The 26,185-nt window shown below is 36.9% G+C and carries 25 protein-coding genes; 16 read left to right on the forward strand and 9 right to left on the reverse strand.

Translation table 11 applies throughout. The features are described 5' to 3' along the window. Window positions 1–162 precede the first annotated feature (162 nt). Together F984_RS07190 and F984_RS07195 are read left to right on the forward strand one after the other, a co-directional pair. On the forward strand, window positions 163–546 hold the full coding sequence (locus F984_RS07190) for a hypothetical protein (protein WP_004708209.1): 384 nt from the start codon (window positions 163–165) through the stop codon (window positions 544–546). A gap of 231 nt (window positions 547–777) precedes the next feature. Beyond that, window positions 778–909 (forward strand): hypothetical protein, encoded by a 132-nt coding sequence (locus F984_RS07195; protein ID WP_002048661.1) that lies wholly within the window; start codon window positions 778–780, stop codon window positions 907–909. 43 nt (window positions 910–952) lie between these two features. Here F984_RS07195 and F984_RS07200 read toward each other — a convergent pair whose 3' ends face one another. After that, a complete protein-coding gene (locus F984_RS07200; RefSeq protein WP_004708211.1) occupies window positions 953–1,654 on the reverse strand; it encodes a hypothetical protein in 702 nt (233 codons plus the stop codon). 384 nt (window positions 1,655–2,038) lie between these two features. On the opposite strand from F984_RS07200, the gene F984_RS07205 reads away from it, so the two are divergent. Further along, window positions 2,039–2,473, forward strand: a complete 435-nt coding sequence (locus tag F984_RS07205; protein WP_002053610.1) for a hypothetical protein — start codon at window positions 2,039–2,041, stop codon at window positions 2,471–2,473. 59 nt (window positions 2,474–2,532) lie between these two features. Here F984_RS07205 and F984_RS07210 read toward each other — a convergent pair whose 3' ends face one another. Both F984_RS07210 and F984_RS07215 read right to left on the reverse strand, forming a co-directional pair. Next, entirely contained in the window at window positions 2,533–4,116 is a 1,584-nt protein-coding gene (locus F984_RS07210; RefSeq protein WP_004708214.1) for an ATP-binding cassette domain-containing protein, read from the reverse strand. A gap of 261 nt (window positions 4,117–4,377) precedes the next feature. Then, window positions 4,378–4,821 (reverse strand): universal stress protein, encoded by a 444-nt coding sequence (locus F984_RS07215; RefSeq protein ID WP_002053669.1) that lies wholly within the window; start codon window positions 4,819–4,821, stop codon window positions 4,378–4,380. 288 nt (window positions 4,822–5,109) lie between these two features. Here F984_RS07215 and F984_RS07220 point away from each other — a divergent pair, with 288 nt between their 5' ends. The 5 genes from F984_RS07220 to F984_RS07235 all read left to right on the forward strand — a co-directional run bounded on the left by F984_RS07220 (window position 5,110) and on the right by F984_RS07235 (window position 10,441). Then, complete coding sequence (locus F984_RS07220; protein ID WP_000774578.1) at window positions 5,110–5,337, forward strand: hypothetical protein; 228 nt, start codon at window positions 5,110–5,112, stop codon at window positions 5,335–5,337. 177 nt (window positions 5,338–5,514) lie between these two features. Continuing rightward, window positions 5,515–5,688 (forward strand): hypothetical protein, encoded by a 174-nt coding sequence (locus F984_RS23005; protein ID WP_002053667.1) that lies wholly within the window; start codon window positions 5,515–5,517, stop codon window positions 5,686–5,688. 257 nt (window positions 5,689–5,945) lie between these two features. Beyond that, the gene (locus F984_RS07225; RefSeq protein ID WP_002053613.1) at window positions 5,946–6,389 is read left to right on the forward strand and encodes an RDD family protein; all 444 of its coding nucleotides are present in this window, start codon (window positions 5,946–5,948) and stop codon (window positions 6,387–6,389) included. Between the two features lie 560 nt (window positions 6,390–6,949). Beyond that, the gene (mgtA, locus tag F984_RS07230) at window positions 6,950–9,706 is read left to right on the forward strand and encodes a magnesium-translocating P-type ATPase (RefSeq protein ID WP_004708218.1); all 2,757 of its coding nucleotides are present in this window, start codon (window positions 6,950–6,952) and stop codon (window positions 9,704–9,706) included. Between the two features lie 15 nt (window positions 9,707–9,721). After that, a complete protein-coding gene (locus F984_RS07235) occupies window positions 9,722–10,441 on the forward strand; it encodes an MgtC/SapB family protein (RefSeq protein ID WP_002053619.1) in 720 nt (239 codons plus the stop codon). A gap of 73 nt (window positions 10,442–10,514) precedes the next feature. Here F984_RS07235 and F984_RS07240 read toward each other — a convergent pair whose 3' ends face one another. Next, window positions 10,515–11,687 (reverse strand): benzoate/H(+) symporter BenE family transporter, encoded by a 1,173-nt coding sequence (locus F984_RS07240; RefSeq protein WP_004708221.1) that lies wholly within the window; start codon window positions 11,685–11,687, stop codon window positions 10,515–10,517. 187 nt (window positions 11,688–11,874) lie between these two features. Between F984_RS07240 and F984_RS07245 the strand changes: the two genes are divergently transcribed. Then, window positions 11,875–12,348 (forward strand): Lrp/AsnC family transcriptional regulator, encoded by a 474-nt coding sequence (locus tag F984_RS07245; RefSeq protein ID WP_002053657.1) that lies wholly within the window; start codon window positions 11,875–11,877, stop codon window positions 12,346–12,348. 36 nt (window positions 12,349–12,384) lie between these two features. On the opposite strand, the gene leuE is transcribed toward F984_RS07245, so the two are convergent. From leuE to aceR, 3 genes are all read right to left on the reverse strand, one after another. Beyond that, window positions 12,385–13,035, reverse strand: a complete 651-nt coding sequence (gene leuE, locus F984_RS07250; protein ID WP_004708223.1) for a leucine efflux protein LeuE — start codon at window positions 13,033–13,035, stop codon at window positions 12,385–12,387. A 74-nt stretch (window positions 13,036–13,109) separates the two neighbouring features. Next, window positions 13,110–14,099, reverse strand: a complete 990-nt coding sequence (gene tal, locus F984_RS07255) for a transaldolase (protein ID WP_004708224.1) — start codon at window positions 14,097–14,099, stop codon at window positions 13,110–13,112. A 130-nt stretch (window positions 14,100–14,229) separates the two neighbouring features. Further along, a complete protein-coding gene (gene aceR / locus F984_RS07260; RefSeq protein ID WP_004708226.1) occupies window positions 14,230–15,123 on the reverse strand; it encodes an HTH-type transcriptional regulator AceR in 894 nt (297 codons plus the stop codon). Window positions 15,124–15,213: 90 nt separating this feature from the next. On the opposite strand from aceR, the gene aceI reads away from it, so the two are divergent. Further along, a complete protein-coding gene (aceI, locus tag F984_RS07265) occupies window positions 15,214–15,648 on the forward strand; it encodes a chlorhexidine efflux PACE transporter AceI (protein ID WP_004708229.1) in 435 nt (144 codons plus the stop codon). A 67-nt stretch (window positions 15,649–15,715) separates the two neighbouring features. Here aceI and F984_RS07270 read toward each other — a convergent pair whose 3' ends face one another. Beyond that, window positions 15,716–17,284 (reverse strand): acetyl-CoA C-acetyltransferase, encoded by a 1,569-nt coding sequence (locus F984_RS07270; protein ID WP_004708232.1) that lies wholly within the window; start codon window positions 17,282–17,284, stop codon window positions 15,716–15,718. A gap of 235 nt (window positions 17,285–17,519) precedes the next feature. Here F984_RS07270 and F984_RS07275 point away from each other — a divergent pair, with 235 nt between their 5' ends. From F984_RS07275 to F984_RS07285, 3 genes are all read left to right on the forward strand, one after another. Then, window positions 17,520–18,911, forward strand: coding sequence for a 3-oxoacyl-ACP reductase (locus tag F984_RS07275; protein WP_004708233.1), 1,392 nt, complete (start codon window positions 17,520–17,522; stop codon window positions 18,909–18,911). A gap of 74 nt (window positions 18,912–18,985) precedes the next feature. After that, window positions 18,986–19,840, forward strand: a complete 855-nt coding sequence (locus F984_RS07280; protein WP_004708236.1) for a MaoC family dehydratase — start codon at window positions 18,986–18,988, stop codon at window positions 19,838–19,840. Between the two features lie 71 nt (window positions 19,841–19,911). Then, window positions 19,912–21,171 carry a serine hydrolase domain-containing protein gene (locus tag F984_RS07285; RefSeq protein WP_004708237.1) on the forward strand — a complete coding sequence of 420 codons (1,260 nt, stop codon included), beginning with the start codon at window positions 19,912–19,914 and terminating at the stop codon, window positions 21,169–21,171. A 52-nt stretch (window positions 21,172–21,223) separates the two neighbouring features. Here F984_RS07285 and F984_RS07290 read toward each other — a convergent pair whose 3' ends face one another. Further along, window positions 21,224–21,802 (reverse strand): TetR family transcriptional regulator, encoded by a 579-nt coding sequence (locus F984_RS07290; RefSeq protein ID WP_004708240.1) that lies wholly within the window; start codon window positions 21,800–21,802, stop codon window positions 21,224–21,226. Between the two features lie 126 nt (window positions 21,803–21,928). Between F984_RS07290 and amvA the strand changes: the two genes are divergently transcribed. From amvA to cpaB, 3 genes are all read left to right on the forward strand, one after another. Continuing rightward, window positions 21,929–23,407, forward strand: a complete 1,479-nt coding sequence (gene amvA / locus F984_RS07295; RefSeq protein ID WP_004708241.1) for a multidrug efflux MFS transporter AmvA — start codon at window positions 21,929–21,931, stop codon at window positions 23,405–23,407. Window positions 23,408–23,663: 256 nt separating this feature from the next. Continuing rightward, window positions 23,664–25,445, forward strand: a complete 1,782-nt coding sequence (gene cpaA, locus F984_RS07300; protein WP_004708243.1) for a metalloendopeptidase CpaA — start codon at window positions 23,664–23,666, stop codon at window positions 25,443–25,445. A gap of 22 nt (window positions 25,446–25,467) precedes the next feature. Next, window positions 25,468–26,082, forward strand: coding sequence for a metalloprotease secretion chaperone CpaB (gene cpaB / locus F984_RS07305; RefSeq protein ID WP_004708245.1), 615 nt, complete (start codon window positions 25,468–25,470; stop codon window positions 26,080–26,082). Window positions 26,083–26,185: the final 103 nt, after the last annotated feature.

A 26,185-nucleotide genomic window follows, 5' to 3' on the forward strand; every position in this document is an offset into this window, starting at 1 on the left:
AATGAAAACATAGTCTATAAGTTAATTTTAAATATTTTGTAAAATTTATCAAATAGTAAATATTTAACTAAACTTAATAGAGGTATTATAGACAGCTAAATTAGATGTAGTCTGAATATTTATAGGCAGTTTTAGACTAAATATTGCATAGTGAGAAAGAACATGAAGCGCCTTATTACATTATTTTTATTGCCTTATGCTACGGGCACATTCGCTCAGGAGCCCTTCGAAGTCAGTAAAAGCTGTTTTATTGTGAATGGTAAAAATAGTACTGAGACTTGCTTACTCTCTTCTACGAATAACTTAAGTTCTAACTTTGAAAGATTAACTTTTCCAAATAGCAAAGTATTTATAAAAGAATCAAATATTTGTTCTCATGAGGATTCATGTATTTCTGTGGGAAGTAATTTATCGAATTTAAAAGATGCGACTATTTATTATCGTGATTTTAAAACTAAAAAGATTATTGAAGCACCTGAAAAAGATTCATGGACATGCTTTAAGCAACAGCATGATCGGTTAGATTTTTGTGTTTCCTACAATTAACAAAAGCTGACCTCTAAGAGTGATAATTAAAGTAATGGGCGAAAACTAGTTAAGTATCTCTCTCACCCCTAAAACTGCTGCTATTTAATTATCAATGCTTTAATTATGTGTGCTCCATTCTAATTTACATTTCTATGCGAGAAGTACAAAAAAGTCTATAAACCTATGCTGATCGTAATATGGATAGTCAGTATTTATAACCTAATCAATGGAAACTATATGAGGTAAGACATGACTAAAATTATAGCTACCCTAGGTTTAGCAGCAATTATTTCAGTCTCTGTTGCGGCATGCCAAGGCGAGAACGATACCAAACAGCAAGATAAAACCACAACGCCGCACTCATTAGATAAAGACTCATAAAACTAAAAAAGCCCATCAATAGATGGGCTTTTTTAATCTTATTTCACTTAAAAAATGGATTACTCACAAACACTAAACCGACTGAAAAAAATGAGTCATCTTTAGTCTGATTTAAACGGTTACCGTAACTTGCGTTGAACTGTATATTTTCTTTGTACAACATATATTTAATACCGGTTTGATAAAATGAATCACTTCGATCATTTCCATACACTTCAGCAGTAACCGTTAAGGGTTTCGTAATGAATGTTTCTGTACCCACACCCCAAGTGGTTTGCTCGCGGTGAGTGGTGTGTTCTCTAAGCCAGCCCACATTAGTATGCAATAAGAAATGGTCATCCAACATAGAAATACTTAAGGGCACATTCACAGTCCAATCTTTTTCAGAAGTGTGGCTGTTATTAATTTGGCTAGAAAATGAAACACCAATTCCCCAGTTATTGGTCTCAAGTGGTTTTATAAGCGTTTTCCCTTGAACAGTTGTATAAGTGATATTACCTACCTCATCAGAAAAATGACGTCCCAAACCTACACCAAACTCAAAATTGCCTCCTATATTGCAAGAAGGAATAACCCAATATTCCTTATCTTTAGAATTATTCTGCATCCATGAGTCAAGTTGACAAGAATGGGCTGGGACTAAAGAAGCATCATCAACGACCATTGGTCGTCCAGCATAGCTACAAATAAATGCCAAGCAAGTGCTAAAAAAAACGATAGATTTTTTAAAATTAAGAAATAGCATTGATGACTCCAAAACAACAAGGAGCATATGTAAGTATTTACTTGTTTTTTTAAAACAACTGATAAATAAGAAATAAAGCAAAAGGGAGGGACTCTCTTAAATCCACAAGAGAGCCAGTGGGCTTTAGTGGATACTTAAATCTGAGTCGATGATTTATTCTTATCAATCGAGCAAGTACTCACAATGAAGCCCCTAAAAATTCGTTGCGCGGATTCTAAGGTGGTTTTTATGAGCTGGCAAGTTAAAGTTTCATGACATATATTTTTTGAACAACTATTAAAAGACTTACAAACTCAAACGTTACTCATCAAATTTATACATAAAGTAAAATTTAATAAAAAGTATCTTTTTTATAATTATTTAAAAGAATTTTGAGGGTTAAAAATGAAAAAAAATATTAAAATTTTATTATTAACAGGATTAATTGCAACTTTACCATTAACTGTTGTTGCTAAAAATGTTGAAACCAAAGTAAGCTTTTTAAAAGGTTCTGATCAAACAACTTTAACAGGAAAATTTCAGGGCTATGATGATGTAAGGTATCGAGTTTTTGCAAAAAGTGGTCAGGTTTTAAAATTTAATATTAATAGTTATAGTAACTTAGCTTATATTAATGTTTTTGCTCCAGGTCAAAAGCCAGGCAAAGATAAGGCATTATTGGTAGGCTCGACTACAGGCTCTTCAGGAGAAGTAATACTACCCGTTGATGGTGACTATATTATTCAAGTTTATCAAATGAGAAATAGTGCACGAAAAAATAGAACCGTATCATTTAATTTAGATCTTCAAATAGTAAATAATAAAAATATAAAGTACTAATTAAGGCAATCTATATAAAAGCTCTAATAATTAGAGCTTTTATAGAAGATTAAAAAATATTAATTTAAATAAATTGACTCATGAATTCCGCACTTTTCAACAAAAGCTAAATCATGAGAGACTAATAACACAGCACCTTCATAGCTAGAAATAGCATTTGCAAATAGCTCTCTTGATTCAATATCCAGATGATTTTCTGGTTCATCCAGTAATAAAAGTTCAGGCATAGTCTCTGCATGACTTAAACCTAACAATGCGACTTTTAACTTCTCACCACCACTCAGTTGAGCTAAAGGATAAGTCCCTTTTTCACCACGAAGCCTAAGCTGACCTAATAGATTTCTCCACTCTAACTCAGAAATATCAGGATTAATATTTCTTAAATTCTCAACAGCAGAGAGATGGTCTAACAAAAAGCTGAAGTTCTGATCTAGATAGAAGCAATTTACAAACAGGCTAATTTCATCTGTAGGCGCTACAGCAGATTGAACAATCTGTTTAAGCAAGGTTGATTTACCGACACCATTACGACCAACTAAGTGAGTTTTTTGAGAAGCTTTGAGGGCAAAATTGATGGGTTGCTGTGTTCCATAGTGGAGTTTTAAGTCATGAACTCTAAGAATTTCTCCTGAACGTTTTTGAAAAGAGGGGAATATAAATTGTTGAGGTTTAACAGTTTCCAGAAGTGATTTTTTATTTTTCAAATCCTGCTGGCTTTGCTCAATTTGACGGTGATGTTGAGACTGGATTGCTCCTAAACTTTGTCCAGCCTGTTCTTTTTTAAAGTCGAGTAAAATTTTAGCTTGTGAGTTTGAATCACGAAGTTTGTTGCCAGTACGCTCACGTTTTTGTGCTTTCATTAAAACATCATGTTGCTTCTGCTTCATGTGCTTAACTTCACGTTGATGTTGATGTACAGACTGTTCTAAAGCCTCAACTCGTGTTTGATATTGCTCATAAAAAATTTCATAGTTTCCTGTAGTGTGCTGTAAGCCATGTTCATTTAAGTGATAAATATGGTCCACTTCATTTAACAAAGTTAGATCATGGCTAATGATAAGAGCACCCGCCGGATGTTTCTTGAGGTGATGAATTAACCACTGTCTAGCATCTTGGTCGAGATGGTTACTTGGTTCATCAAGCAATAGATAGTGGTCGGTTTTTAAAAATAATGCTGCTAACGCTAACTTGGTTTTTTGTCCTTCACTTAACTGTTTCACCGGAAAGTTTAAATCGGTTGGTAAGTGAGCCGATCGCAATAAGGCTTCCCAAACAGAAGGGAGATCCCAATTGCCTTCTAATAAATCATAATCATCGAATTCAGCTTCGCCTTGTTCCACTCTTTGCAAAGCTTTATAAAGATGGTCAATCTCTAAAGCTTCTGCAATGGTGGATGAAGAAAGGCGCGTTAATTGAGCTAAATATGCATGCTTAGACAGCCAAGTAATTTGACCACTAATGTGCATTTCTTTGGTGGGCGAAATCTCTTGGAGCAACTGCATAAGTAAAGACTTACCTTGACCATTGCGGCCAATTAAAGCTGATACTTGATGATGCTCAAGTGAAAAATTTAATTCTTTAAACATCACTTTTGAAGGAAATTCTAAAGTGAGCTGCGATACTACACATGCCTGCTGAGTCATAAAAAACCTCATAAATACAGGATGTACAAAATAGGAAAGTTAAGCTTTAAATAAAGACGTTAAGTCACTAAAAATAGTCTATTTTGCACATCAAAAAAGAGAAAATTGATGAGAAAAAAGACTTACTTCATTGGCGTGACTCACAAAATAGAGGGGGAAATAGACTAATAGTTTATAACGGTTTTTAAGCTGTGTAAAACTTATGCTTTTTTTACGTAGAAAAGCCTAATCAACTGATTAGGCTTTTATTTGCCTAATCAATTATTCTTTTACCACCAAAACTTGGATTTTAGTGCTGTTTAGAACATCTTGTGCAAAACTACCTAAAATAAGTTTTTGGAAACCTTTGCGACCATGAGAACCAATAACGATCAGGTCTGATTTTAAGTCTTCTACAGCTTTTAAAATGCCATCAGATGAGATTTCACCTTGAATAATTTGTGTATCAATATCAACGCCTTCTTCAGCACATAAGGCTTTTACCTTGGCAAGCGTTTTTTCAGCATTCGCACGCGCTTCAACAAAATAATCTTTTACAACAGGAGAGATGTAATAAAAATCAACACCACTAAATGGATCTACTGCAACAAGACTAATTGCTGTAAGTTTACTACCAAAAGCTTTAGCAATATGGGCAGCTTGTCGGGCTGCTGCCAAAGAAATCTCGGAACCATCCACAGGTACAATAATATGTTGATAATTCATAATGTTATTCCTCTTATTTACAAGTTGTTATATGTATGAAGCTTTTCTTACTTAAAGATTAACACATTTGTTTAAAGGTAGAAATCAATTCAATTAAGTTGTCATTAAATTAAATAAAAATGAAATATATAATTGATTTTTATTGCTTTTAAAATGAAATTGCTTGATCGATATAGAGTAGAGTGAAAATTTTATTTTTTAGATGAACTTTACAATAAATTACTTTTCATATTTTTGTCATACAGAACTCGTATAACCAAATAGTATATTGAGTGGGGGAGTATAAGAATGGCAGATTTAACAGCAAAGAAAGTAAGTAAACTTATTGAAGAATTTCGCCAAACAGGTAAAGAACCGGAAAAATTAGTAATTGGATATAAAACTTATGCAAGACTTATGGCTGACGATAAGTTTGCTGAAAAAGTAGTGCCTTCACTGGAAAATTCAAAAGATCGTTTATATAAAAATCTGAAAATAAAACTTATTACTGAAAAGCACTATTTTGAAGTTAAATAAATTATAATTGTGATATTTGTCACAGTTTATTTTTTATTATTAACATTTAGCAAGAATTATTAACATATTGTTTTTGAGTTAATACAAAGAAGGTGTGTATTCAACATTTGAGAACAGTATTTATTGCTAAAAGCGCTAGAATGAGTTGATTTTATCGTAAATGGTTGAATAAACTAAATGTTTAAGTTAATTATAATTTTATTTTATCTACTCGCTATTCTAGGTGTTTTATCTATACTAGGAGGTGTATTAACTTTAAGCTTCTTTTTGATAATTATTGGTTTAGGACTAATCTGTGCTGCATTACTATTGAAGAAAGAATTTAAAATTGATGTTTTGTTTTGGAAATAATCAGTCGTTATATATTATTAATTCAATAAAAATAATTAAACCACCTCATCTAGAGTGAGGTGTATATAAAATACTTAAATATTATATATGATGTTGTAATTTATTGGTCTCAACAGTACTTATTACAATTCTAAGTAAAATAGAAAATTAAAAATTATTTCAAGTATTTAAAAATAAAAAGATTTCCTTTAGGATTAAAGTAAAATGAAGTTGTCTCTTTAGTATAAGACAAACGATAACAAAACAGAGGTGTACGCATGAGCTATAAATACGAATATGCAGGGTTCTGGTTACGATTTGGTGCAATGATTATTGATACACTTATTCTTTTTTTAGCAATTATTCCAGCTGCATGGGTTTTTTATCGTGGAGATTATGATCTGATATTTGCGACAGGAATGAGTAGTAAGCCGCAAAACTATTGGTTTGATCTGATTGTAAATTATGCTTTTCCATTTTTATATACCGTTTTATGTTGGCTCTACTTTGCAGGTACACCAGGTAAACGCCTTATGCGTTTAAAAGTTCTCGATGAAAAAACGGGAAATAAGTTAACTTTGATGCAATCTATCATTCGTTATATTGGATACATTCCATCCATCTTAGTATTTTGTATTGGCCTTATTTGGGTGGCATTTGATCCTAAAAAACAAGGCTGGCATGACAAAATGGCGAAAACTGTGGTAGTCAAAGAGCTGTGATTTTAAGCTGGAATTTTGTTAATAAAAAATTACAAAAAAAATCTTGTGTGTTATAGAGTAAAACATATACTTGCCGCGAGTTTATTTAATGGAGATCCTAAATGGGTAGTTGTTCGAGGTTCGAGTTTAATTATCAATTAAACCAAAGCCAATACTGAGCAAGATAACCTTTAGGAAGGGCTATCTTGCAATGAGATAGCTTTGTAAAAAATTAGATTAAACCTATACAAATTACTTTTTGTAATTAAGTACTTCAAGCACTTATCTATTTAGTTTCTCGCTAGAAATGGGGAGAAGCCAATGTTCTTATATGCTTCCACACACTGCTATAACTACCAAAATTCAATTTTGGTAAATAATTCGTCTCATACAATTCAAAGTATTCGAGCTATGTTCAAGCCCGCGACTTTCCGTCAGCGTTGGTTCGGCTTTGGGCTAATTTTCTCTTCTTCATCGTAACTCTACGATCTCCGATTCCTTTCTAAATTTTAAATTTTTATAGACTTTATTTATCAATAAGGTCGAGAGCTTTGTACGCCTAAAAAATGGAGGATTTCGCGATGAAATTCTGGCAACGACTCTTCACAGCATTTTTACAAAGATTTCATTTGATGCGTTTTTTTGGTCGTAATCGATCTTTTAAAGAGCTACATCAATCTAGCTATGCTCAAGAAATTAGCAAAAATTTATCTATGCGTTTGCTCGATGCATCAAGAGCCCAATCAAGTGATTTATTAAAACAATTCGATACTCATTACACAGGGCTTACAGAAGAACAAGCACATACCCAGCAAATGGCAGTGGGGCTTAATGAGATCACTCATGAGAAGCCATTAACTTGGTGGCAACATCTTTGGTATTGCTACCGCAATCCGTTCAATATTTTGCTTAGCCTTTTGGCATTAATTGCTTTTTTTACCGATGATTTAACGGGTTCAACCATTATTAGCGTGATGGTTATTCTCTCGACGTTACTTCGTTATTGGCAAGAAGCAAAATCAAATCAAGCTGCAGATGCTTTAAAGGCAATGGTAAGTAATACCGCTACAGTACTGCGTCATCAAGTTAGTGCAGAAGATTTAGAGCTTATGCATGAGCGTTATGGCATTGATATTAAAAACCAAACCAATCACCAATTTGAAATGCCAATTCAATATTTGGTGCCAGGTGATGTGATTTTATTATCTGCAGGTGACATGATTCCTGCTGATTGCAGAATTTTAAATGCCAAAGATTTGTTTGTCTCTCAAGCTGCAATGACTGGTGAATCAATGCCTGTCGAGAAATTTCCATTGCAGAAAAATCTCGAAGAAACGAGTGCTTTAGAGTTAGATAACATTGTATTTATGGGGACCAATATTGTTTCTGGTTCGGCTCAGGCAGTTGTTTTAAGTACGGGTATTCAAACATATTTTGGTGCACTCGCTCACCGTGTTACAGCTACTGATCGAAGTAACACGGCATTTCAAATGGGTGTCAACAAAGTCAGTTGGTTACTTATTCGTTTCATGTTGGTGATGGCACCTGTTGTACTTTTTATTAATGGTTTCACTAAAGGTGATTGGACAGAGGCATTTTTATTCGCATTATCGGTTGCTGTTGGTCTTACTCCAGAAATGCTACCGATGATTGTGACTTCAACTTTAGCCAAGGGTGCGGTTTTCTTATCTAAAAAGAAAGTAATCGTTAAACGTCTAGATGCGATCCAAAACTTTGGTGCAATGGATGTTCTGTGTACCGATAAAACTGGAACGCTAACTCAAGACAAAATCTTTTTATCTCAACATATTGATGTTTATGGGGAAAAATCAGACTTTGTGCTCATGCAAGCATTTTTAAACAGTTACTATCAAACTGGTTTGAAAAATTTGCTTGATGTGGCTGTGTTAGAAGCTGTTGATGATCAGATCAAAACTCAAAAGTTACGTTATAAGAAGTTAGATGAAGTTCCTTTTGATTTTGATCGCCGCCGTATGTCGGTTGTTGTAAAAACCCCTCAAGAAAAAGTGCGGATGATTACCAAGGGCGCAGTTGAGGAAATGTTAAAGGTTTGCCGTTATGTCGAGGTAAATGGCAAAGTAGAGCCTTTAACAAAGCAACGTGAAGTCGCAATTGAAGCATTAACTCAACGTTATAACCGAGATGGCTTACGTGTTGTTGCTGTAGGGTATCGTGAGTTTGATAATAATCAGGAAAATTATTCGGTTGTTGATGAAAGTGATTTAATTTTAATTGGTTACGTCGCATTTCTTGATCCACCTAAAGAGTCTGCTCGAGAAGCAGTACAAAGTTTGCATGCTCATGGTGTAACCGTAAAAGTACTTACTGGTGATAATGAGTTTGTCACTCAAAAAGTGTGCCGAGAAATTGGTCTGAACTATGACCAAGTTCTATTGGGCGGTGTAATTGAAACCTTAACCGATGAGCAGCTCAAAAGAGCAGTAGAGCAATACCACATTTTTGCGAAGCTTAGCCCTGTACATAAAGAACGTATTGTTGAGCAGTTAAAAGCCAACGGTCACGTGGTTGGTTTCTTAGGAGATGGTATTAATGATGCCGCGGCTATACGCGCTGCCGATATTGGTATTTCAGTAGATACGGCAGTAGATATTGCTAAAGAATCAGCAGATTTAATCTTGCTTGAAAAAAGCTTGATGGTACTTGAAAAGGGTGTAATTGAAGGCCGTAGAACTTTTGCCAATATGCTGAAGTATATTAAAATGACGGCGAGTTCAAATTTCGGTAATGTTTTTTCGGTATTAATTGCGAGTGCTTTTATTCCATTTTTACCAATGCTGCCTATTCACTTACTCATTCAAAACTTACTTTATGATGTGTCACAAATCGTGATTCCATTTGACAACGTTGATGAAGAGTTAATTGCAAAACCGCAGCGTTGGCAACCTGAAGAAGTTGGCCGTTTCATGGTGGTGTTTGGACCGATTAGCTCTATTTTTGACATTATCACTTTTTGTTTAATGTGGTTTGTGTTTTCGGCAAATACACCTGAACATCAGACTTTATTCCAGTCTGGCTGGTTCGTAGTGGGGTTACTCACTCAAACGTTAATTGTGCATATGATCCGTACGGCTAAGATTCCATTTATTCAGAGTCGTGCTGCAACCCCATTGTTAGTTATGACAGTAGTGATTATGTGTATTGGTATTTTCTTACCAATGGGTCCTTTAGCAAGTTATTTAAAACTGCAAGCTTTACCATTAAGTTATTTCTTATATTTGCCTTTAATTTTAATTGCTTATATGTGTATTACTCAATGGGTGAAAAAAATCTATATCCGCCGTTACGGCTGGCAATAAAATTATAGGTGCAAGATGAAGTTGCAATTTCTACAACATGCAGATTTATCCAATATTGTTGATACATTAATTAGTCTCTCAGTTGCTTTTATTTTAGGGGCGTTAATTGGATTTGAACGGCAATATAGGCAACGGACTGCTGGCCTTCGAACCAATGTACTGGTCGCTGTAGGTGCTGCAATCTTTGTGGATGTTGCAACAAATCTTACTGGAGCAGATGGCGCTGTTCGGGTCATTGCTTATGTGGTTTCGGGTATTGGTTTCTTGGGCGCAGGTGTAATTATGCGTCAAGAAGGTAACATCCATGGCTTAAATACCGCAGCAACTTTATGGTGTTCTGCTGCGGTAGGGGCCGCTGCGGGTTCTGATTTAATTATTGAAGCCATACTGGCAACAGCTTTTATTTTATCTGCCAATACGTTGTTAAGACCGATTGTTCATATCATTGACCGTCGTCCATTAGACGATGATACAGAGGTTTTACATGTAATTTATATTATCTGTGACCGAAGTCAGAGCAAAGTAGTTATGGATGAATTAAATCTAACGTTGAAACACCACAATTACCCTCCCAAAGACATTGATGTAACACCTTTTGGAGAGAAAGAGGTTGAAATAGAAGTGACCTTAATTGCGACTTCAATTGAAGCGGAAGAAGCGCAGCATATTATTAACCACTTAAATGCGATGCCACAAATAAGGCAGGCTTTTTGGGATAAAAACGCAATTAATTAATTTAATGAGACTTTGCACTTAATTGTTTATGAAATGCTCTAAATGGTTAAGCGCAAAGTTTCTATTGTAGGTGTTATTTTTTAACCTTAAATTTAAGGACTACAAATACAATAATACCGACAATTAGTCCCCAAAATGCCGAACCAATACCGAAAAATTGGATACCCGAAGCACTACATAAAAAGGTAAATAGTGCTGCTTCACGGTCTTCAATTGGGCCAAAGGCAAGCGCAATGTTATGGCTAATGGTGCCAAGTAATGCAATACCTGCTAAAGCTACAATAAAAATATGAGGAAAGGACATGAGTAAGCTTGTCAGTGTTGCTGCAAATAGTCCCATCAATGCATAGAAAAAACCAGAGCTTATGCCAGCAATATAGCGTTTACTTGGGTCAGGATGAACTTGATCATCAAGGCATACAGCCGCACTAATCGCGGCAATATTGACGCTATAACAACCAAAAGGCGCAAGCAAAACTTGGGTTAAACCGGTCCAGCCAATGAGTTGATTGACATGTGGTTTATAGCCATAACTTTTAATCATGGCAATACCGGGTAAATACTGTGAAGCCATACTAATCACAAACAGTGGTAGCGCTAAGCCTAAAACTGCTGACCAGCTAAAGACAGGACTAATCCAAACAGGTTTAGCCAAAGACCAGTGAAGTGTAGGCATATGAAAGTCTAAAAACACAGGGCAGAGCACAACACCAGCAAGTGCTGTGAACACGATGCTATAACGCGGCCATAATCTTTTGGTAAAGATATAAATGAAGAGTAAAGATAAAACGAATGCCCAATCATTTTGCAAACTTGCGAAAAGTGAAATACCAAATTTGAGTAAAACGCCTGCAAGCATGGCACTGGTCAAGCTTTGAGGAATATATGAAAGCGCCTTTTGAAATATTCCTGAAAAACCTAAAACCGCAGTCAGTACACCAACAACTAAAAAAGCACCAATTGCTTCATTTATGCTATATCCACCGCCAGTTGCAATAATTAAAGCGAGACCGGCAGTAGACCAAGCTGTTGCTACAGGGTATTTAAATTTCCAAGAAAGGATGAGTCCTGATAAACCAAGACCCAAACCTAAAGCCCAAAACCATGAGGTGATTTGTTCAGGTGAAGCATTTAAAGCTTGGGCTGCCTGAATCACTAAAATAGCCGAAACACTAATACCAATTAGAAAGGTAATGAAACCCGCGAATACGGCTGGAATAGAAAAATCTTGAAGAATCTTTTGCATGGCTAAATGTTCTAAGTCCCTGAAAAATTAATATGTTTCTGCCTATATTTTCAGCCAGATAAATCTAACAATTTTTTTAAAGAAGGTGCTTCCTATTTTGGGTGTCAAAATGAAATAATATTTTTTATATGGTTATAAATGCTATTATTTATTTCATAATAAGTAATTAAATTTGGATATTATTTTTATGAATGAGCAAGCTGAAAATTTGACACCGCTTGAGCTGAAAATTATGCGTTGTTTACAAGAAAATGGACGCTTAAGTAATGCCGAACTAGCAAAACTTGTTGGTATTAGTACCTCGTCATGTTGGAATCATACGCAACGTCTTTTTAAAATTGGAGCTATCTTAGATGTTCGTGCTCGAATCAATCCAAGTATGGTGCAGCGTGAGACCATCGTTTTGGTTGGGGTAGTGCTGGACCGTTCAACACCAGATAGCTTTCAAGCTTTTGAACAAGCCGCAGGTGATTTGGAGAATGTTCTAGAGTGTTATCTGGTTGCCGGAGAAGTCGATTATTTTCTAAAAATTCGTGTTAAAGACTTAGCTGCTTTTAACCGATTTCATAGTGAAAAAATTATTGCCTTACCGGGAGTAAGGCAGGTGAGAACATTCTTTGTACTTAATGAAGTCAAAACAGATGGCATGCTGGCATTTTAATAATCTAATAAGTTTTAACTTTATTGCCTCAGTAACTTACATGGTTGAAGTGGCCAGCTTTAAACCGAACCCAAAAAATAAAATACCCACTAAGAAAATTCCGCTTGCAGCAATTTTATGATTTTGCTTAAAAAATGCTGAGAGTTTAATGCCAGAGAAAATAAGCGCTGTTAAATAGCTAAAACTAATAATTTGTAAAATTACCGCTAAGATTAAAAAACTTAAAGCTGGATAAGCATAATCTGGATTAATAAACTGAACAAAGAAAGATAAGAAAAATAAAATTGCTTTAGGGTTAAGTAAACTAATACTTAAGGCTGTTTTATAAGGATGAATTTTATCTAAAGCAGGTAAATCAGCCATTTCGGCTTGTGGTTGATTACGTAATTTCCAGCGTTGAATACTGCCTTGTAAAAGTTTAAACCCTAAATAGGACAGATAAAGTGCACCAACGAGTTTAAGAATAATAAAAACCCAAGGGAATGCTTTTAATAAAGAAGCTGCACCTAATACGGTACATAACATTAAAATAAGATCACCAGTAAAAATACCAAGTGCACCCATATATCCAGTTTTAATACCATAGCGTGAAGCAATTGACATCACATAAAGGGAATTGGGTCCGGGTAATAACACAATTAGGAGTGTACCAATAATATATGTTGTTAGATCTGTTATGCCGAACACGAGAAACTCAATAAAAAAAACCGATTTTTATCATGATAACAAAAATCGGTAATTTTGTATGAAAAGTGCAGTTTTTAAGATTTAATTTCTGCATCAATTCCAAAGGATTGACGTAACAAAAGGCTTAATTGATCTCGCGCTTTAATAAAGCCATCAACACCACCTTGTAAAAGTTGGAAAGCCATTAAGTCATGATTGAGTTCGTCTTTAAAACTTTGTTCGTTCTGAGCAGGTCTAACAATCGCTTCTGCCTGTTTTGCTTGATTTGCATCAAGTGCAGCTTTAACAGCACGTGTATCTTGCTCAAGTTGAGTAAGTAGTCCCGGCGAAATTGTTAGCAAGTCACATCCTGCAAGGCCAAGCACTTGATCGATACTACGGAAGCTCGCACCCATCACTTGAGTTGGAATATTTTGCTGTTTGTAATAGGTATAAATTTTCTTAACTGAAACTACGCCTGGGTCTTTTTCGATTGGGTAAGAGTCGACACCTTCAGCTTTTTTGTACCAGTCTAAGATACGGCCGACAAATGGTGAAATTAAAGTCACTTTCGCATCTGCACATGCCTGAGCTTGGTGTAAACCGAAAAGAAGAGTGAGGTTACAGGCAATACCTTCAGCTTCGAGTACTTTAGCAGCCTGAATACCTTCCCAAGTCGACGCAATTTTAATAAGAATACGTGACTGATCAATACCATAACCTTTGTAAAGTTCACATAATTCATGTGCTTTTTGAATGGTTGCTTCAGTATCGTATGAAAGGGCAGCATCAACCTCTGTTGAAACTCGGCCTTCAATCAGTTTTAAAATTTCTACACCAAATTTTACGGTTAAAATATCAATGGTTCTTTCGATCAGCTCATCATTTTTATAGCCTTCTTCTTTGGCTTGATAATAAGCATCTTCAATGAGCTCTTTACTTTCTGGTTGTTCTGCTGCCGCAGTAATCAATGAAGGATTCGTTGTAGCATCTAAGGGACGAAATTTACGAATAGCATCAAGGTCGCTACTGTCAGCAACAACGGTCGTTAATGTTTTTAATTGGTCAAGTGCTGTATGAGTCATTGATATTCAACATCTTCAGTAATAAATCTTATGTTTTCTTTATAGCACAAACTCTATCCATACTGTCGATATATCAATTGTTATGTTTCAAAGAAAAACGTTTATGTTCTGCATCTAAATTGAAATTATTTTAAGGAAGCTGCTGCATTCGCTTATTACGGATATAGTCAATCAGGAAGCGTGCAGCAGCGCCGAGTTCACTTTCACGACTCCAGACCAAATCAACGTAATATTCAAAGCGCGGTGTAAAATCAAATACATCTAATGCTTTAAGCTTGTTGTTTAACTCAGGGTTTTCTTTAAACATCTCTTGCGGCAGTACTCCCCAACCCAAATTACGTAAAATCATTAAGCACGCAGAGTGGTGGTTGTCTGTACGCCAGTAATGTTTTGAAAATAATAATTCGGGTTTTAAGGTTTCATCTCGACTTGCTACCACAATTTGTCTCGTACCCAAAATCTGCTCATAAGAAACATGCTCTTGGCTTGCGAGCGGATGGGTTTTTGAAATAACAGGAATTAAGGCTTCACGTTTGAGTTCAACAAACTGTTCTCTATTGTCTAAATGCTCACGTTCAAACATAAGGGCCAGTTGAGCAGAGCCATCTAATAACATTTGAAGCGCATCTTCTTGAGGGGCAGACACAATATTAATTTGTAGATCGGGAAAGCGACTTTCTAGCAGGCAAACATAGTCGGTCCAATTGGTATGTAGCAGTTCAGACACTACAACAATAGTAAGATTAGGTTCCAGCCCAGTACTTAATGCATGCGCGTGCTGTTTCCATTGATTCATTTCAATTAATAGTTGTGCTGTCTTTTCATATAGCACTCGTGCTTCGGCTGTAGGAGTAGGTTCGCGGCCTTTACGTTCAAATAAAGTCAGGTTCAGATCGATTTCTAAATTAGCAATCGACATGCTCACAGCAGAGGGGACTTTACCGAGTTTCCTTGCTGCTGCTGAAAATGAACCTGTTTCCATAACGGCTTGGAACATGAGAAGTTGTTCTTGATTAATATTCATCTGTCAAAAAAATTGAAAGAACCTAATTGGATTAATCAAAATTATAAAAATAAAATGCACATTATCCAAGTTATTATTGAGTATTTAAAAATGTTGATTTCCAAGAGAAGACTCATTCATGCAATCAGTTATGAAGGAATTTTGTTGGTCATCATTGCGATTGCATTAAGTTTTATTTTTGATATGCCGATGGAAGTGACCGGAACACTCGGTGTGTTTATGGCAGTGGTTTCAGTTTTCTGGAATATGATTTTTAACCACTATTTTGAAAAGGTAGAGCATAAATATAGTTGGGAAAGAACGATCCCTGTGCGGATTTTACATGCGATTGGTTTTGAGGGTGGTTTGCTGATTGCGACTGTTCCAATGATTGCATATATGATGCAGATGACTGTGATTGATGCATTTATTTTAGATATTGGCTTAACCTTATGTATTTTGGTTTATACCTTTATTTTCCAGTGGTGCTATGACCATATTGAAGATAAGTTTTTCCCAAATGCTAAAGCGGCATCACTTCATTAATCCACATAGATTGAAATGAAATAAGCACCCAGATGGGTGCTTATTTTGTTAGGTCGATAAATAGAAATTATTTTTCTACAATCGCCACCACACCTTCACCACCTGCTGTACAGATCGAGATTAATGCGCGGCCTGAACCTTTTTCATTAATCAATTTAGCTGCAGTAGCCAAGATACGACCACCAGTTGCAGCAAATGGGTGACCCGCACCTAAAGATGAACCATTTACGTTCAATTTAGAACGGTCAATTGAACCTAAAGGTGCATCTAAGCCAAGACGTTCTTTACAGAATTTTTCATCTTCCCAAGCTTTTAAAGTAGAGAGTACTTGAGATGCAAATGCTTCATGGATTTCGTAGAAATCGAAGTCTTGCAGTTTAAGGTTAGCACGCTTAAGCATACGAGGTACTGCATAAGCAGGAGCCATCAATAAGCCTTCTTTAGGACCATTCTTACCAATGAAATCAACAGCTGCTGTTTCTGAGAAAGAAAGGTAAGCTAAAACTTCATGACCGTTTTCTTTTGCCCATTCTTCAGAAGCAAGCAATACCACAGACGCACCGTCAGTTAACGGAGTTGAGTTACCTGCAGTCATTGTTGCAGTTTCGCCTTTACCGAAAACTGGTTTTAACTTAGCAAGTTTTTCAACTGTACTGTCCGGACGTAGGTTGTTGTCACGGTTAAGACCTAAGAATGGAGTCATTAAGTCATCAAAGAAACCGCGGTCATAAGCAGCAGCAAGTTTTTGATGGCTACTTGCAGCTAGTTCGTCTTGTGCTTCACGAGTGATACCCCATTCTAATGCAGTGATTGCTTGATGCTCACCCATTGAAAGGCCAGTACGTGGTTCACCATTGCTTGGTGCATCAAGAAGCTTTTTAAAATCAATTTTTGTTAAAGCTTTAAGGCGGTCTTTACCAGTTTTAGCAACATTAAGCTCAAGTAAAACTTTACGTAAACCATCACCTACAGCAATTGGCGCATCAGAAGTGGTATCTACACCACCTGCAATACCTACGTCGATTTGGCCAAGGGCAATTTTGTTGGCAACGGCAAATGCTGCTTGTAAACCTGTACCACATGCAATTTGAATATCATAAGCAGGAGTTTCAGGAGCAAGATCTGTGCTCAATACAACTTCACGAGTCATGTTGAAGTCACGGCTATGTTTTAAAACAGCGCCCGCAACAACTTCACCAATACGCTTACCTTGTAAATTAAAGCGCTCAACCAAACCATTCAATGCTGCTGTCAGCATGTCAGAATTAGACGCTTTAAAGTAAGCAGTATTTGAACGTGCAAATGGAATACGGTTGCCACCAAGGATTGCAACGCGGCGAACAGTGTTTTGACTCATGGTTTTATCCTGTTGAACAGAAGTTTTGGTTTTTGTTGCTTTTGGTGCTGCAGCTACATTTGAAGATGTAGACGGGGTTGCTGAAGCAGCGCTCTTACTACGAGGGCTACGTGCAGGTGCAGTCGTTGAACGAGTACGTGTCGTTTTTGGTGTATTAGTTGCTGCTTTAGGAGTAGTGCTGTTACGCTTAGCCGTGTTAGAAGCCGACTTTGATGTATTTGACACTTTTTCCTGAGCAGAATTCTCGACTGCTGGATTTTCTTGAGTTGTTTTGCTCATAAGGCTTTTCCAAGCATAATAACGATATTCTTGTAAGCTACCTTAACACAATTCAAATAGACCTGTATTGACTAGAATGACATTGTAGATAGCATTCAGGTCAAGACATCAAAAGATGAACTCAAGTATGATTTGGAGTAACTCTAATGAACGACTGCTTTCATATTGTTTCTTTCCATCTCATAACATAATGAAGCCTGTCGTAGAAAATTCATTTCTTTGAGAGATAATAATCATGACTGATCAATACCAAGCATTTACACAATCTCCTATTGGTAAATTCGTTGTTAAAAATCTGGGTTTACCATCGCCAGTTGTATTAGAGCGTTTTGAAAGTGCTCAGCCAGTAGTGAATGGTGCAGTATTGGTTGGCGCAGCGCCGTCAAGTGTATTATCTGGTGCGATTGCACAAGTACTTAGCAATATTCATGCTGACAGCTATGTAGGCAATAATGTTGCATTACAACAAGAAGCTGCAAAAGTTGGTTTAAATTTACGTCCATTCAATGCGGGCGATAAAGAATCAAAATTCAAAGCAGTTGTATTTGATGCATCTGGTATTCAAAACTCAGAACAGTTAAACGAACTTTATAAATTCTTTAATCCGATTGCACGTCAAGTTGCGACTTCTGGTCGAGTGATTGTGATTGGTACAACACCTGAAACTGCAAAAACTGTAAAACAGGCAATTGCTCAGCGCGCACTTGAAGGCTTTATCAAATCTGTCGGTAAAGAATTTAAAAAGGGTATTACCGCTCAAGTTGTCTATGTAGACGAAGGTGCTGCGGCAAACCTTGAATCAACTTTACGTTTCTTGCTTTCTCCGCGTTCGGCTTATGTATCTGGCCAAGTAATTCGTGTATCTAAAGCAGATGTGGTGGATGTTGATTGGGCAAAACCGCTTGCTGGAAAAACTGCGTTAGTGACTGGTGCGAGCCGTGGTATTGGTGAGGCAATTGCACACGTGTTGGCACGTGACGGTGCTCATGTTATTTGTCTAGATGTACCACAACAACAAGCTGACCTTGACCGTGTAGCTGCTGACATTGGTGGTTCTACTTTGGCAATTGACATTACAGCTGCTGATGCGGGCGAAAAAATTAAAGCTGCTGCGGCAAAACAAGGCGGTTTAGATATTATCGTTCATAACGCAGGTATTACACGTGACAAAACGTTGGCAAACATGAAGCCAGAGCTTTGGGACTTAGTTATTAACATTAACTTGTCTGCTGCTGAACGCGTAAATGACTACTTATTAGAAAACGGTGGTCTAAATGCAAATGGCCGTATTGTTTGTGTATCATCAATTAGTGGTATTGCGGGTAACCTTGGTCAAACCAACTATGCTGCTTCAAAAGCTGGTGTAATCGGTTTAGTGAAATTTACTGCACCTATCTTAAAAAATGGTATTACCATTAACGCAGTAGCACCTGGCTTTATCGAAACTCAAATGACTGCGGCAATTCCGTTTGCAATTCGTGAAGCAGGTCGTCGTATGAACTCAATGCAACAAGGCGGTTTGCCTGTTGATGTGGCAGAAACAATTGCATGGTTTGCATCAGCTGCTTCTACAGGTGTAAATGGCAACGTTGTACGTGTGTGTGGTCAAAGCTTGTTGGGCGCTTAAGCACTCTTAGCTAAATAGGGGTGCTTGTGCATCCCTTTTTTATTCAAGAATCTATAAATTATAAAAGGTTAGGTATGAATACTCGTCATTTTAGCCAACTACCAAAAGCGGCATTGGCTTATCCAAAAGTAGTACAAGGCTTAATTTTTAAAAAGCCGCAGGGGCCAAAAATCTTACCACAAGTTGAATATGTGGTAGACCATCTTGAAATTGATCAGAGCCATCTCAAAGCTTATAACGAAGTATGTGGCTTTCAAAATAATGGCTTTGTACCGGCAATTTATTTAGCGGTACTTTCTCAAAGCTTGCAAATGCACATGATGACAGCAGAAGCCTTTCCATTTCCAATTTTAGGTTTAGTCCATATTCGTAACCAGATTAAACAGACTAGACCTATTGGTGTAACTGAAAAACTAACTTTGTCATGCAAATTTGGGGAATTAAAACCGCATGATAAAGGCGTTCAGTTTGACTTTATTACCACGGCAAAAGTTGGCAATGAAGTAGTGATGGAAGGCTTAACGACTTATTTATCTCGCCAAAAAGTCGAGAAAAGAGTGGGTGAGAAAGCCAAAGAAGAACAAGCACCAGTTTATGTTCCAAAGGCCCAGTGGGATATTTTAGAAAACACAGGCCGCCGTTATGCGAAAGTGTCTGGTGATTTTAACTTAATTCATATTCATGCTATTACTGCAAAAGCTTTTGGCTTTAAACAAGCAATTGCACATGGCATGTGGAGTAAAGCGAAAGCTCTAGCGAACCTTGAATTACCTAATGCTTATGAGGCAGATGTCTGGTTTAAGCTACCAATGTTCTTGCCGTCAAAAGTTGAGTTTTTAACTGCCAATACAGACAAAAAGACTGATTTCTTGATTCGTAATGCGAAATCACAAAAACCGCATGTTGCAGGAACAGTAAAAGCATTATAAAAATAGCAGCAGCCTGAACAGAGGTTTGGGCTGCTTTTGAACAAAATAACAAAAAATGCAAGGAACTTCATGTGATTAAAGAGATTTTACTGGCCGATACCCATAACTATCACGGTATTTTAGATGAACGTTTTATTGATTTAGCTCACCAGTTCAGCCGTCTTCAAGATGCTAGAACAGGACAAGGTGGAGCTGCTTTAGCGGTTTATTTTAGAGGTCAGAAAGTTGTAGATATCTACACCGGTCTAAAATCACAAACTGAAGCTTGGCAACCTGATACTTTGGCAGTTTGCTACTCTACAGGGAAAGGTGTACTTGCAACCTTAGCACATATTTTAGTCAGTGAAGGTTTTTTAGAATATGACAAACCGATTGCGACTTACTGGCCTGAGTTTGCTCAGAATGGTAAAGAGCAAATGACTTTGCGTCATGTCCTAAGCCATCAAAGCGGCATGTTTGATATTCGAAATATTATTGAAAGTGCGAGGGAAATGCTCGACTGGCGACATATGTTGGATGTAATGGCTATGTCCAAGCCAAGATTCATTGCAGGACAGGGCAACGCTTATCAAGCTTTAACATTTGGTTGGCTTGTTGGTGGAGTACTTGAAAAAGCAACTGGTCAATCTTTAGATCAACTCATGCAAAAATATCTCATTGAACCGTTGCAGTTAGATGGTGCTTATTTTGGTACGCCTGCAAGCCAGTTGGAACGGGTAGCTCGTTTAATTATTCAGCCGAAACCAGAAAAACCAGCATCTGCTCAAGCCGAAAAACCTAACAAACCTCAGCCACGTAAAAGTTCACTTTCTGAAAAAATGATTACGTGGACTGGGCAGGATCCGCAAGATTTTCAGGATGCTATGATTCCAAAAGGGATGAAGAATTTTAGTTTCTTTAGTGATGAAGGATTGCAAGCTGTTATTCCAGCAGCAAATGGTACATTTACAGCAAATAGCCTTGCTAAAATTTATGCGATGCTGGCAAATAAAGGCGAATGGGATGGACAGAAACTCATTCGCCCAGAAGTATTTAAAGAGCTGAGTACCATTCAAAGTTATGCACGTGATCGTGTCATGCCAATACCGATGAATTGGCGCTTAGGATATCACCGTATTATTACGATGGGTAAACGTGCTAAAAATGGCTTTGGGCATATTGGCTACAATGGTTCAGGGGCATGGTGTGACCCTGAGCGTGATCTTAGCTTTGCTTATACACATAACTTCCAGATTGGTTCAATCACGGGTGACTATCGTTTATGGGGATTGACTCAAGAAACCTTACGCTGCACTGACCAAGTTTTAAAAGGGCGTAAAGGTTGGTTCTAAATTTTATGTAATCAATAAATGCTGGTGTTTTTTAATAAATGCCAGCTCACATTTATAATAATTCTAGACGAATAATTGCTTCGGTATGACGCTTAAAGTCGTTTTCAGCTAAACCTTGTAATCCAAGTTGATAAATACCTTCTAATCCGCACACAAAAGCAATGAGTCGCCATGCTATGTCTGTTGAATTAGATATATTTTTAAATTCGCCTTCTTTCTTACCGAGTTCAATTGCTTGCACAATAGATTCATGCCAACTTTGCATGGCAAGGTTATAGGCCTTTTGTATTTCTGCATCTTGTTCAATTAAGAGTTCTGCTTCATTCCATAATCGTAAGTAAGGCTGAAGTCTATCTATGTTTTCTGCACCTAATAAGATGAATAGCCTTTGAAATTGGCTAGTGGTTTTTAGGGTTTGTTCAATTTCATCAAGTTGTTCCATCAGCTTTAAAAAAGCTTCAGCTTTTAAATGAGATGCCGAAGAAAAATGATGATGAACTTGTCCGGTTGAGGTTTGTGCTTCTGTTGCGATTCTACGTACCGTCATGGCTGTAAAACCTTCAGCCAAAGCAACTTGCATGGCAGCTTGCAAAATCATTTCTCTGCGTTGATCGCGATTAAGATAGGCCATGTTTCTTTCACCTGACTGAATTCGACACAAACTACATTAAATTTAAAAATTGGACAAGTGTCCAATTGTGTATATAATAACCATGATTTGAACACATGTCCAATTTTTGGATATTAGAAGAATGTTATGCAAAAGAAATGGTTAATCCTGACAATTATTGTCCTTATTTATTTACCTGTGACAATCGATGCAACAGTGATGCATGTTGCTACACCGACTTTAAGTGAAGCATTAAATTTAACTGCCAATCAGCTTTTATGGATCATTGATATCTATTCACTGATTATGGCGGGTTTAATTTTGCCGATGGGTGCACTTGGTGATCGTATCGGCTTTAAAAAATTATTATTTATAGGAACTGCCGTTTTTGGTATTGGTTCTCTAGCTGCGGCTTTTTCTCCAACGGCCTATGCCTTAATTGCTTCACGTGCTGTTTTAGGCCTAGGGGCAGCGATGCTTATTCCGGCCACTTTATCAGGCATCCGTAATGCTTTTACCGAAGAAAAGCAGAGAAATTTTGCACTCGGTCTCTGGTCTACAGTAGGTGGCGGTGGGGCAGCTTTTGGCCCGCTAGTTGGTGGATTTGTGCTGGAACATTTCCATTGGGGAGCTGTATTCCTCATTAACATTCCGATTATTTTAGTGGTTCTAGTTATGATCGTAATGATCATTCCTAAACAGCAAGAAAAAACTGATCAGCCAATTAACTTAGGACAAGCTTTAGTTTTGGTGGTAGCCATTTTAAGCCTCATCTATTCAATCAAATCGGCTATGTATAACTTCTCGGTACTTACAGTCGTGATGTTTGTGGTGGGCATAAGTACTTTAATTCACTTCATTCGAAGCCAAAAAAGAAGTACGACGCCAATGATTGATCTGGAATTGTTTAAACATCCGGTGATTTCTACCAGCATTGTTATGGCGGTTGTTTCAATGATTGCTTTGGTTGGCTTTGAATTACTACTGTCTCAAGAGTTGCAGTTTGTCTATGGGTTTTCTCCCTTACAAGCAGCGATGTTTATTATCCCATTTATGATTGCAATTAGTTTAGGTGGTCCACTAGCAGGAATCTGTTTAAATAAATGGGGACTTAGACTTGTATCTACTGTTGGTATTTTAATAAGTGCACTCAGTCTCTGGGGACTTGCCCAACTTAACTTTTCGACCGATCACTTCTTAGCATGGACATGTATGGTCTTTTTAGGCTTTAGCATTGAGATTGCCTTACTGGCTTCAACTGCTGCGATTATGTCATCTGTACCCCCACAAAAGGCGAGTGCAGCAGGCGCGATTGAAGGTATGGCTTATGAGCTTGGCGCTGGTTTAGGCGTCGCTATTTTTGGGTTAATGTTGTCTTGGTTTTATAGTCGCTCAATTAGTTTACCAGCCGAGCTTCCATCAAACTTAACTGAAAAAGCGAGTATTTCAATTGGTGAAACTATGCAATTAGCATCTAGCCTTGAAAAATCTTTAGGAGAGCAATTAGTTGCGGTTGCGCAGCAAGCTTTTAGCTATGCACATAGTTGGGTGCTTACTATCTCAGCCATTTGTTTCTTCCTGCTAACTGTATTTGTCTGGTTTAGTTTTCCTAAGAAAGTAAACTAAAATAAAGGGTAAAAAGAGAGATTTATCTTTCTTTTTACCCTCAAATGTCTTTTTAATATTTTCTTTATATTCGATTTGGTTATTTAATTCTCATAAATAAACTATTATTTAATAAATTTCATGTTTTTATTTCAAAATGATTCAAACATCATCTTATTGAAATTTAATAAAAAATTAATGATTTGAAAATTGACTGCAAAAAAATGGTTTGTTAACCTGCTATTCGAAAATCTAAAAACAAATAAAAGAGGCTACTGTGAATTTTAAATTAAAAACATCACTTATTATTGGTGCAATTGTTGCATCTTCACTTGTATATGCTGCAACCGTACTCTCACCAAATCAGAATAATAATAGTGGATCAATTCCGACGGGTTATTCAGATTTAGAGTTTTCTTTAGCTAATGGAAATTGGGTAAAAAATCTCTCTTTACCAACAAATGCTAATAATTCAGACAAAATTACAATTCGTTCTAGTGCTGCTTATAGTAGTTATTTAGACACTTCTAATACGAATATTCCGTTAGAAGTGTTGAAGATAAATAGCGGAGATATCTATCAATTCATTTTTAATAGCAGTCAAAATAAATGGATTGCTCAGCTAGTGACGGTTAGTCCTACTACTGGGGCTAACTATGAGTTAATACCGTTAACGACTGCAACCATGCAAAAAGTACTTATTCAAGATGGCAAATGGGCACAAACCATTGCTTTACCAAGTGATGTGCGTGACGGAACAACCGTACAAGTTGTTTCTACAGCAAGTGTAAGTTCGGATATTGATAAAACCAACTTACTATTCCCGAGCAGTTTTACATTAAAAAATGGTTCTGAATATTGGTTTAAATATTATTCTGCTTTAGGAAAATGGGTGCCAGAATATATAAAACCTCAGAAGCTAAATGTTCAGCAAATTGGAACATCTTTAGCAGCAGTAAATAGCCCACTTACCGAAATTGCATTTGGAGATGGAAATTGGGTTTCTAATTTCACTTTACCTACCACTGCAAATGATCGGGATAGGATTATTATCAAGTCTACTGCAACTTGGTCTGCAAAAATTAATAATACCAATGTTAATAGCCAAGCGACCTTAACCCTTAAAACAGGCGATCAGTATGAGTTTATGTATGTAAGCGACAAAGGCTATTGGCAGCTCATCTCTTCACCAACAAAAGTGATTGATTCAACGGCAACAATTCCTGCAATTTTACCGAATATGACTCAACCCACTTTAAAGGTAAAACTGTCTACATCCAATTGGCAGCCGACCTTGCAGCTACCAGCTCAAGCTCAAGTCGGAGATAAGGTGGTTATTGTGTCGAATGCATCGGCCGACACCTATATTAATGCTGCTAATGGTTTGTCGACAGCAATTAAAAATGGTGAAAACCGCCGTTTTATCTACACCGCTCAAGGTTGGACAGTAGATAGTTATACAATTGATATGTTGTTGGTTTCTAGCCCAGAAGTAAACTCAATTTTAGGTGAGAGTGCAGCAAAACTTAGAATGATTGAAGGCGTAAATTTAACAAACTTAACCGCTGAAAATTCGAATGCACGCTTTTACTTAAGAGATGTGGGCTATTTAACTTATAAAATCCCTGCTACCACTTTAAAAGAAGCAATCTCGACTGGACGAGATGACACGACGGTACAAAATGAGCGGAAACGTGTATTGGCAGACGGTGTTTATTATCAAGGTAATGAACCAGGGGATGGCGGTTGTGGCTGGGCTTGGATTAATGCTTCGGCATATAACATGATTGGTGCAAATGATATTGCAGGTTGTTCTTTTGCAGCCATGCGTCATGAAGTTGGGCATAATCTTGGTCTATATCATAATGGGTCAACCAATATCGGTTCAGGTTTTGCTCATCCCTTAGGTAGTACTGCAATGGGTGGCAATAATATTAATTTTTATTCTAGTCCATACCTTTACAATCCTAAATATGGTGTTCGTTTGGGTGAAGAAGGAAAAATTGATGCGGTTAGTGTGATTAACCTGAACGCACAAAAAATTTCTCTATATAACTAATCTCTATTTTTAGCTGTAAATAATGAAGAAAAATAAGTTGTTAATAGGAACTGCTATCGCTTGTGTGGCGTTAGCAGTTTTAATCTGGTTTGCTTTTTCACAGCAAAGTTCTTCTGCTTTAACGTTCTCTCCAGAAAGTCGGCAACAATCTGGGGCAAAAATGATAGAGAGTCAAAATATTCTGAATTTGAGTCCGTCAGAAAAAGAAAGGTTGTCTCAGCAACAAATTGTTTTTAATGAAGTAGAAAAAGATCAATTGCATTCTGAAGCTAATTTTCCGTTGCTTAAAAATGCTAAAGGTATGGTCATTAAATATGATCCGAATGTGATCGAACTTAAAAAAGTCGGGGACACTGTTAAATTTCAGATGTTGGAATATGGCATTAACCGTACAGGGAAAATTGTAGAGATCGAACCTGTTGATCAGGATATTGTTCGATGGACTGGTAGATTTGACCAAGGCGATCCGAACCAGAATTTCTTTACCATTACCCAAAGTCAAAAAGACCACTATACGATCATGCAAATTTTTACCGAGAAAGGAAATTATTCGGCTGAAATTAAGGATGGTGTTGGGTTGGTGCAAACTATGGATGAGGGTGTTACAGATCAGGAGTTACATCATGATCATCCATAAAGGAATAAATGGTTCTGGTAGAGAAAAGAAGTCAGTTCGCAGTTTATCTGTACGGATATGAGCTTTATGCGTTCACACTCTTTTAAAAACAAAGTATGCTTAT

This window comes from Acinetobacter nosocomialis NIPH 2119 (genome assembly GCF_000368085.1).
In the GTDB taxonomy this organism is placed as follows: domain Bacteria; phylum Pseudomonadota; class Gammaproteobacteria; order Pseudomonadales; family Moraxellaceae; genus Acinetobacter; species Acinetobacter nosocomialis.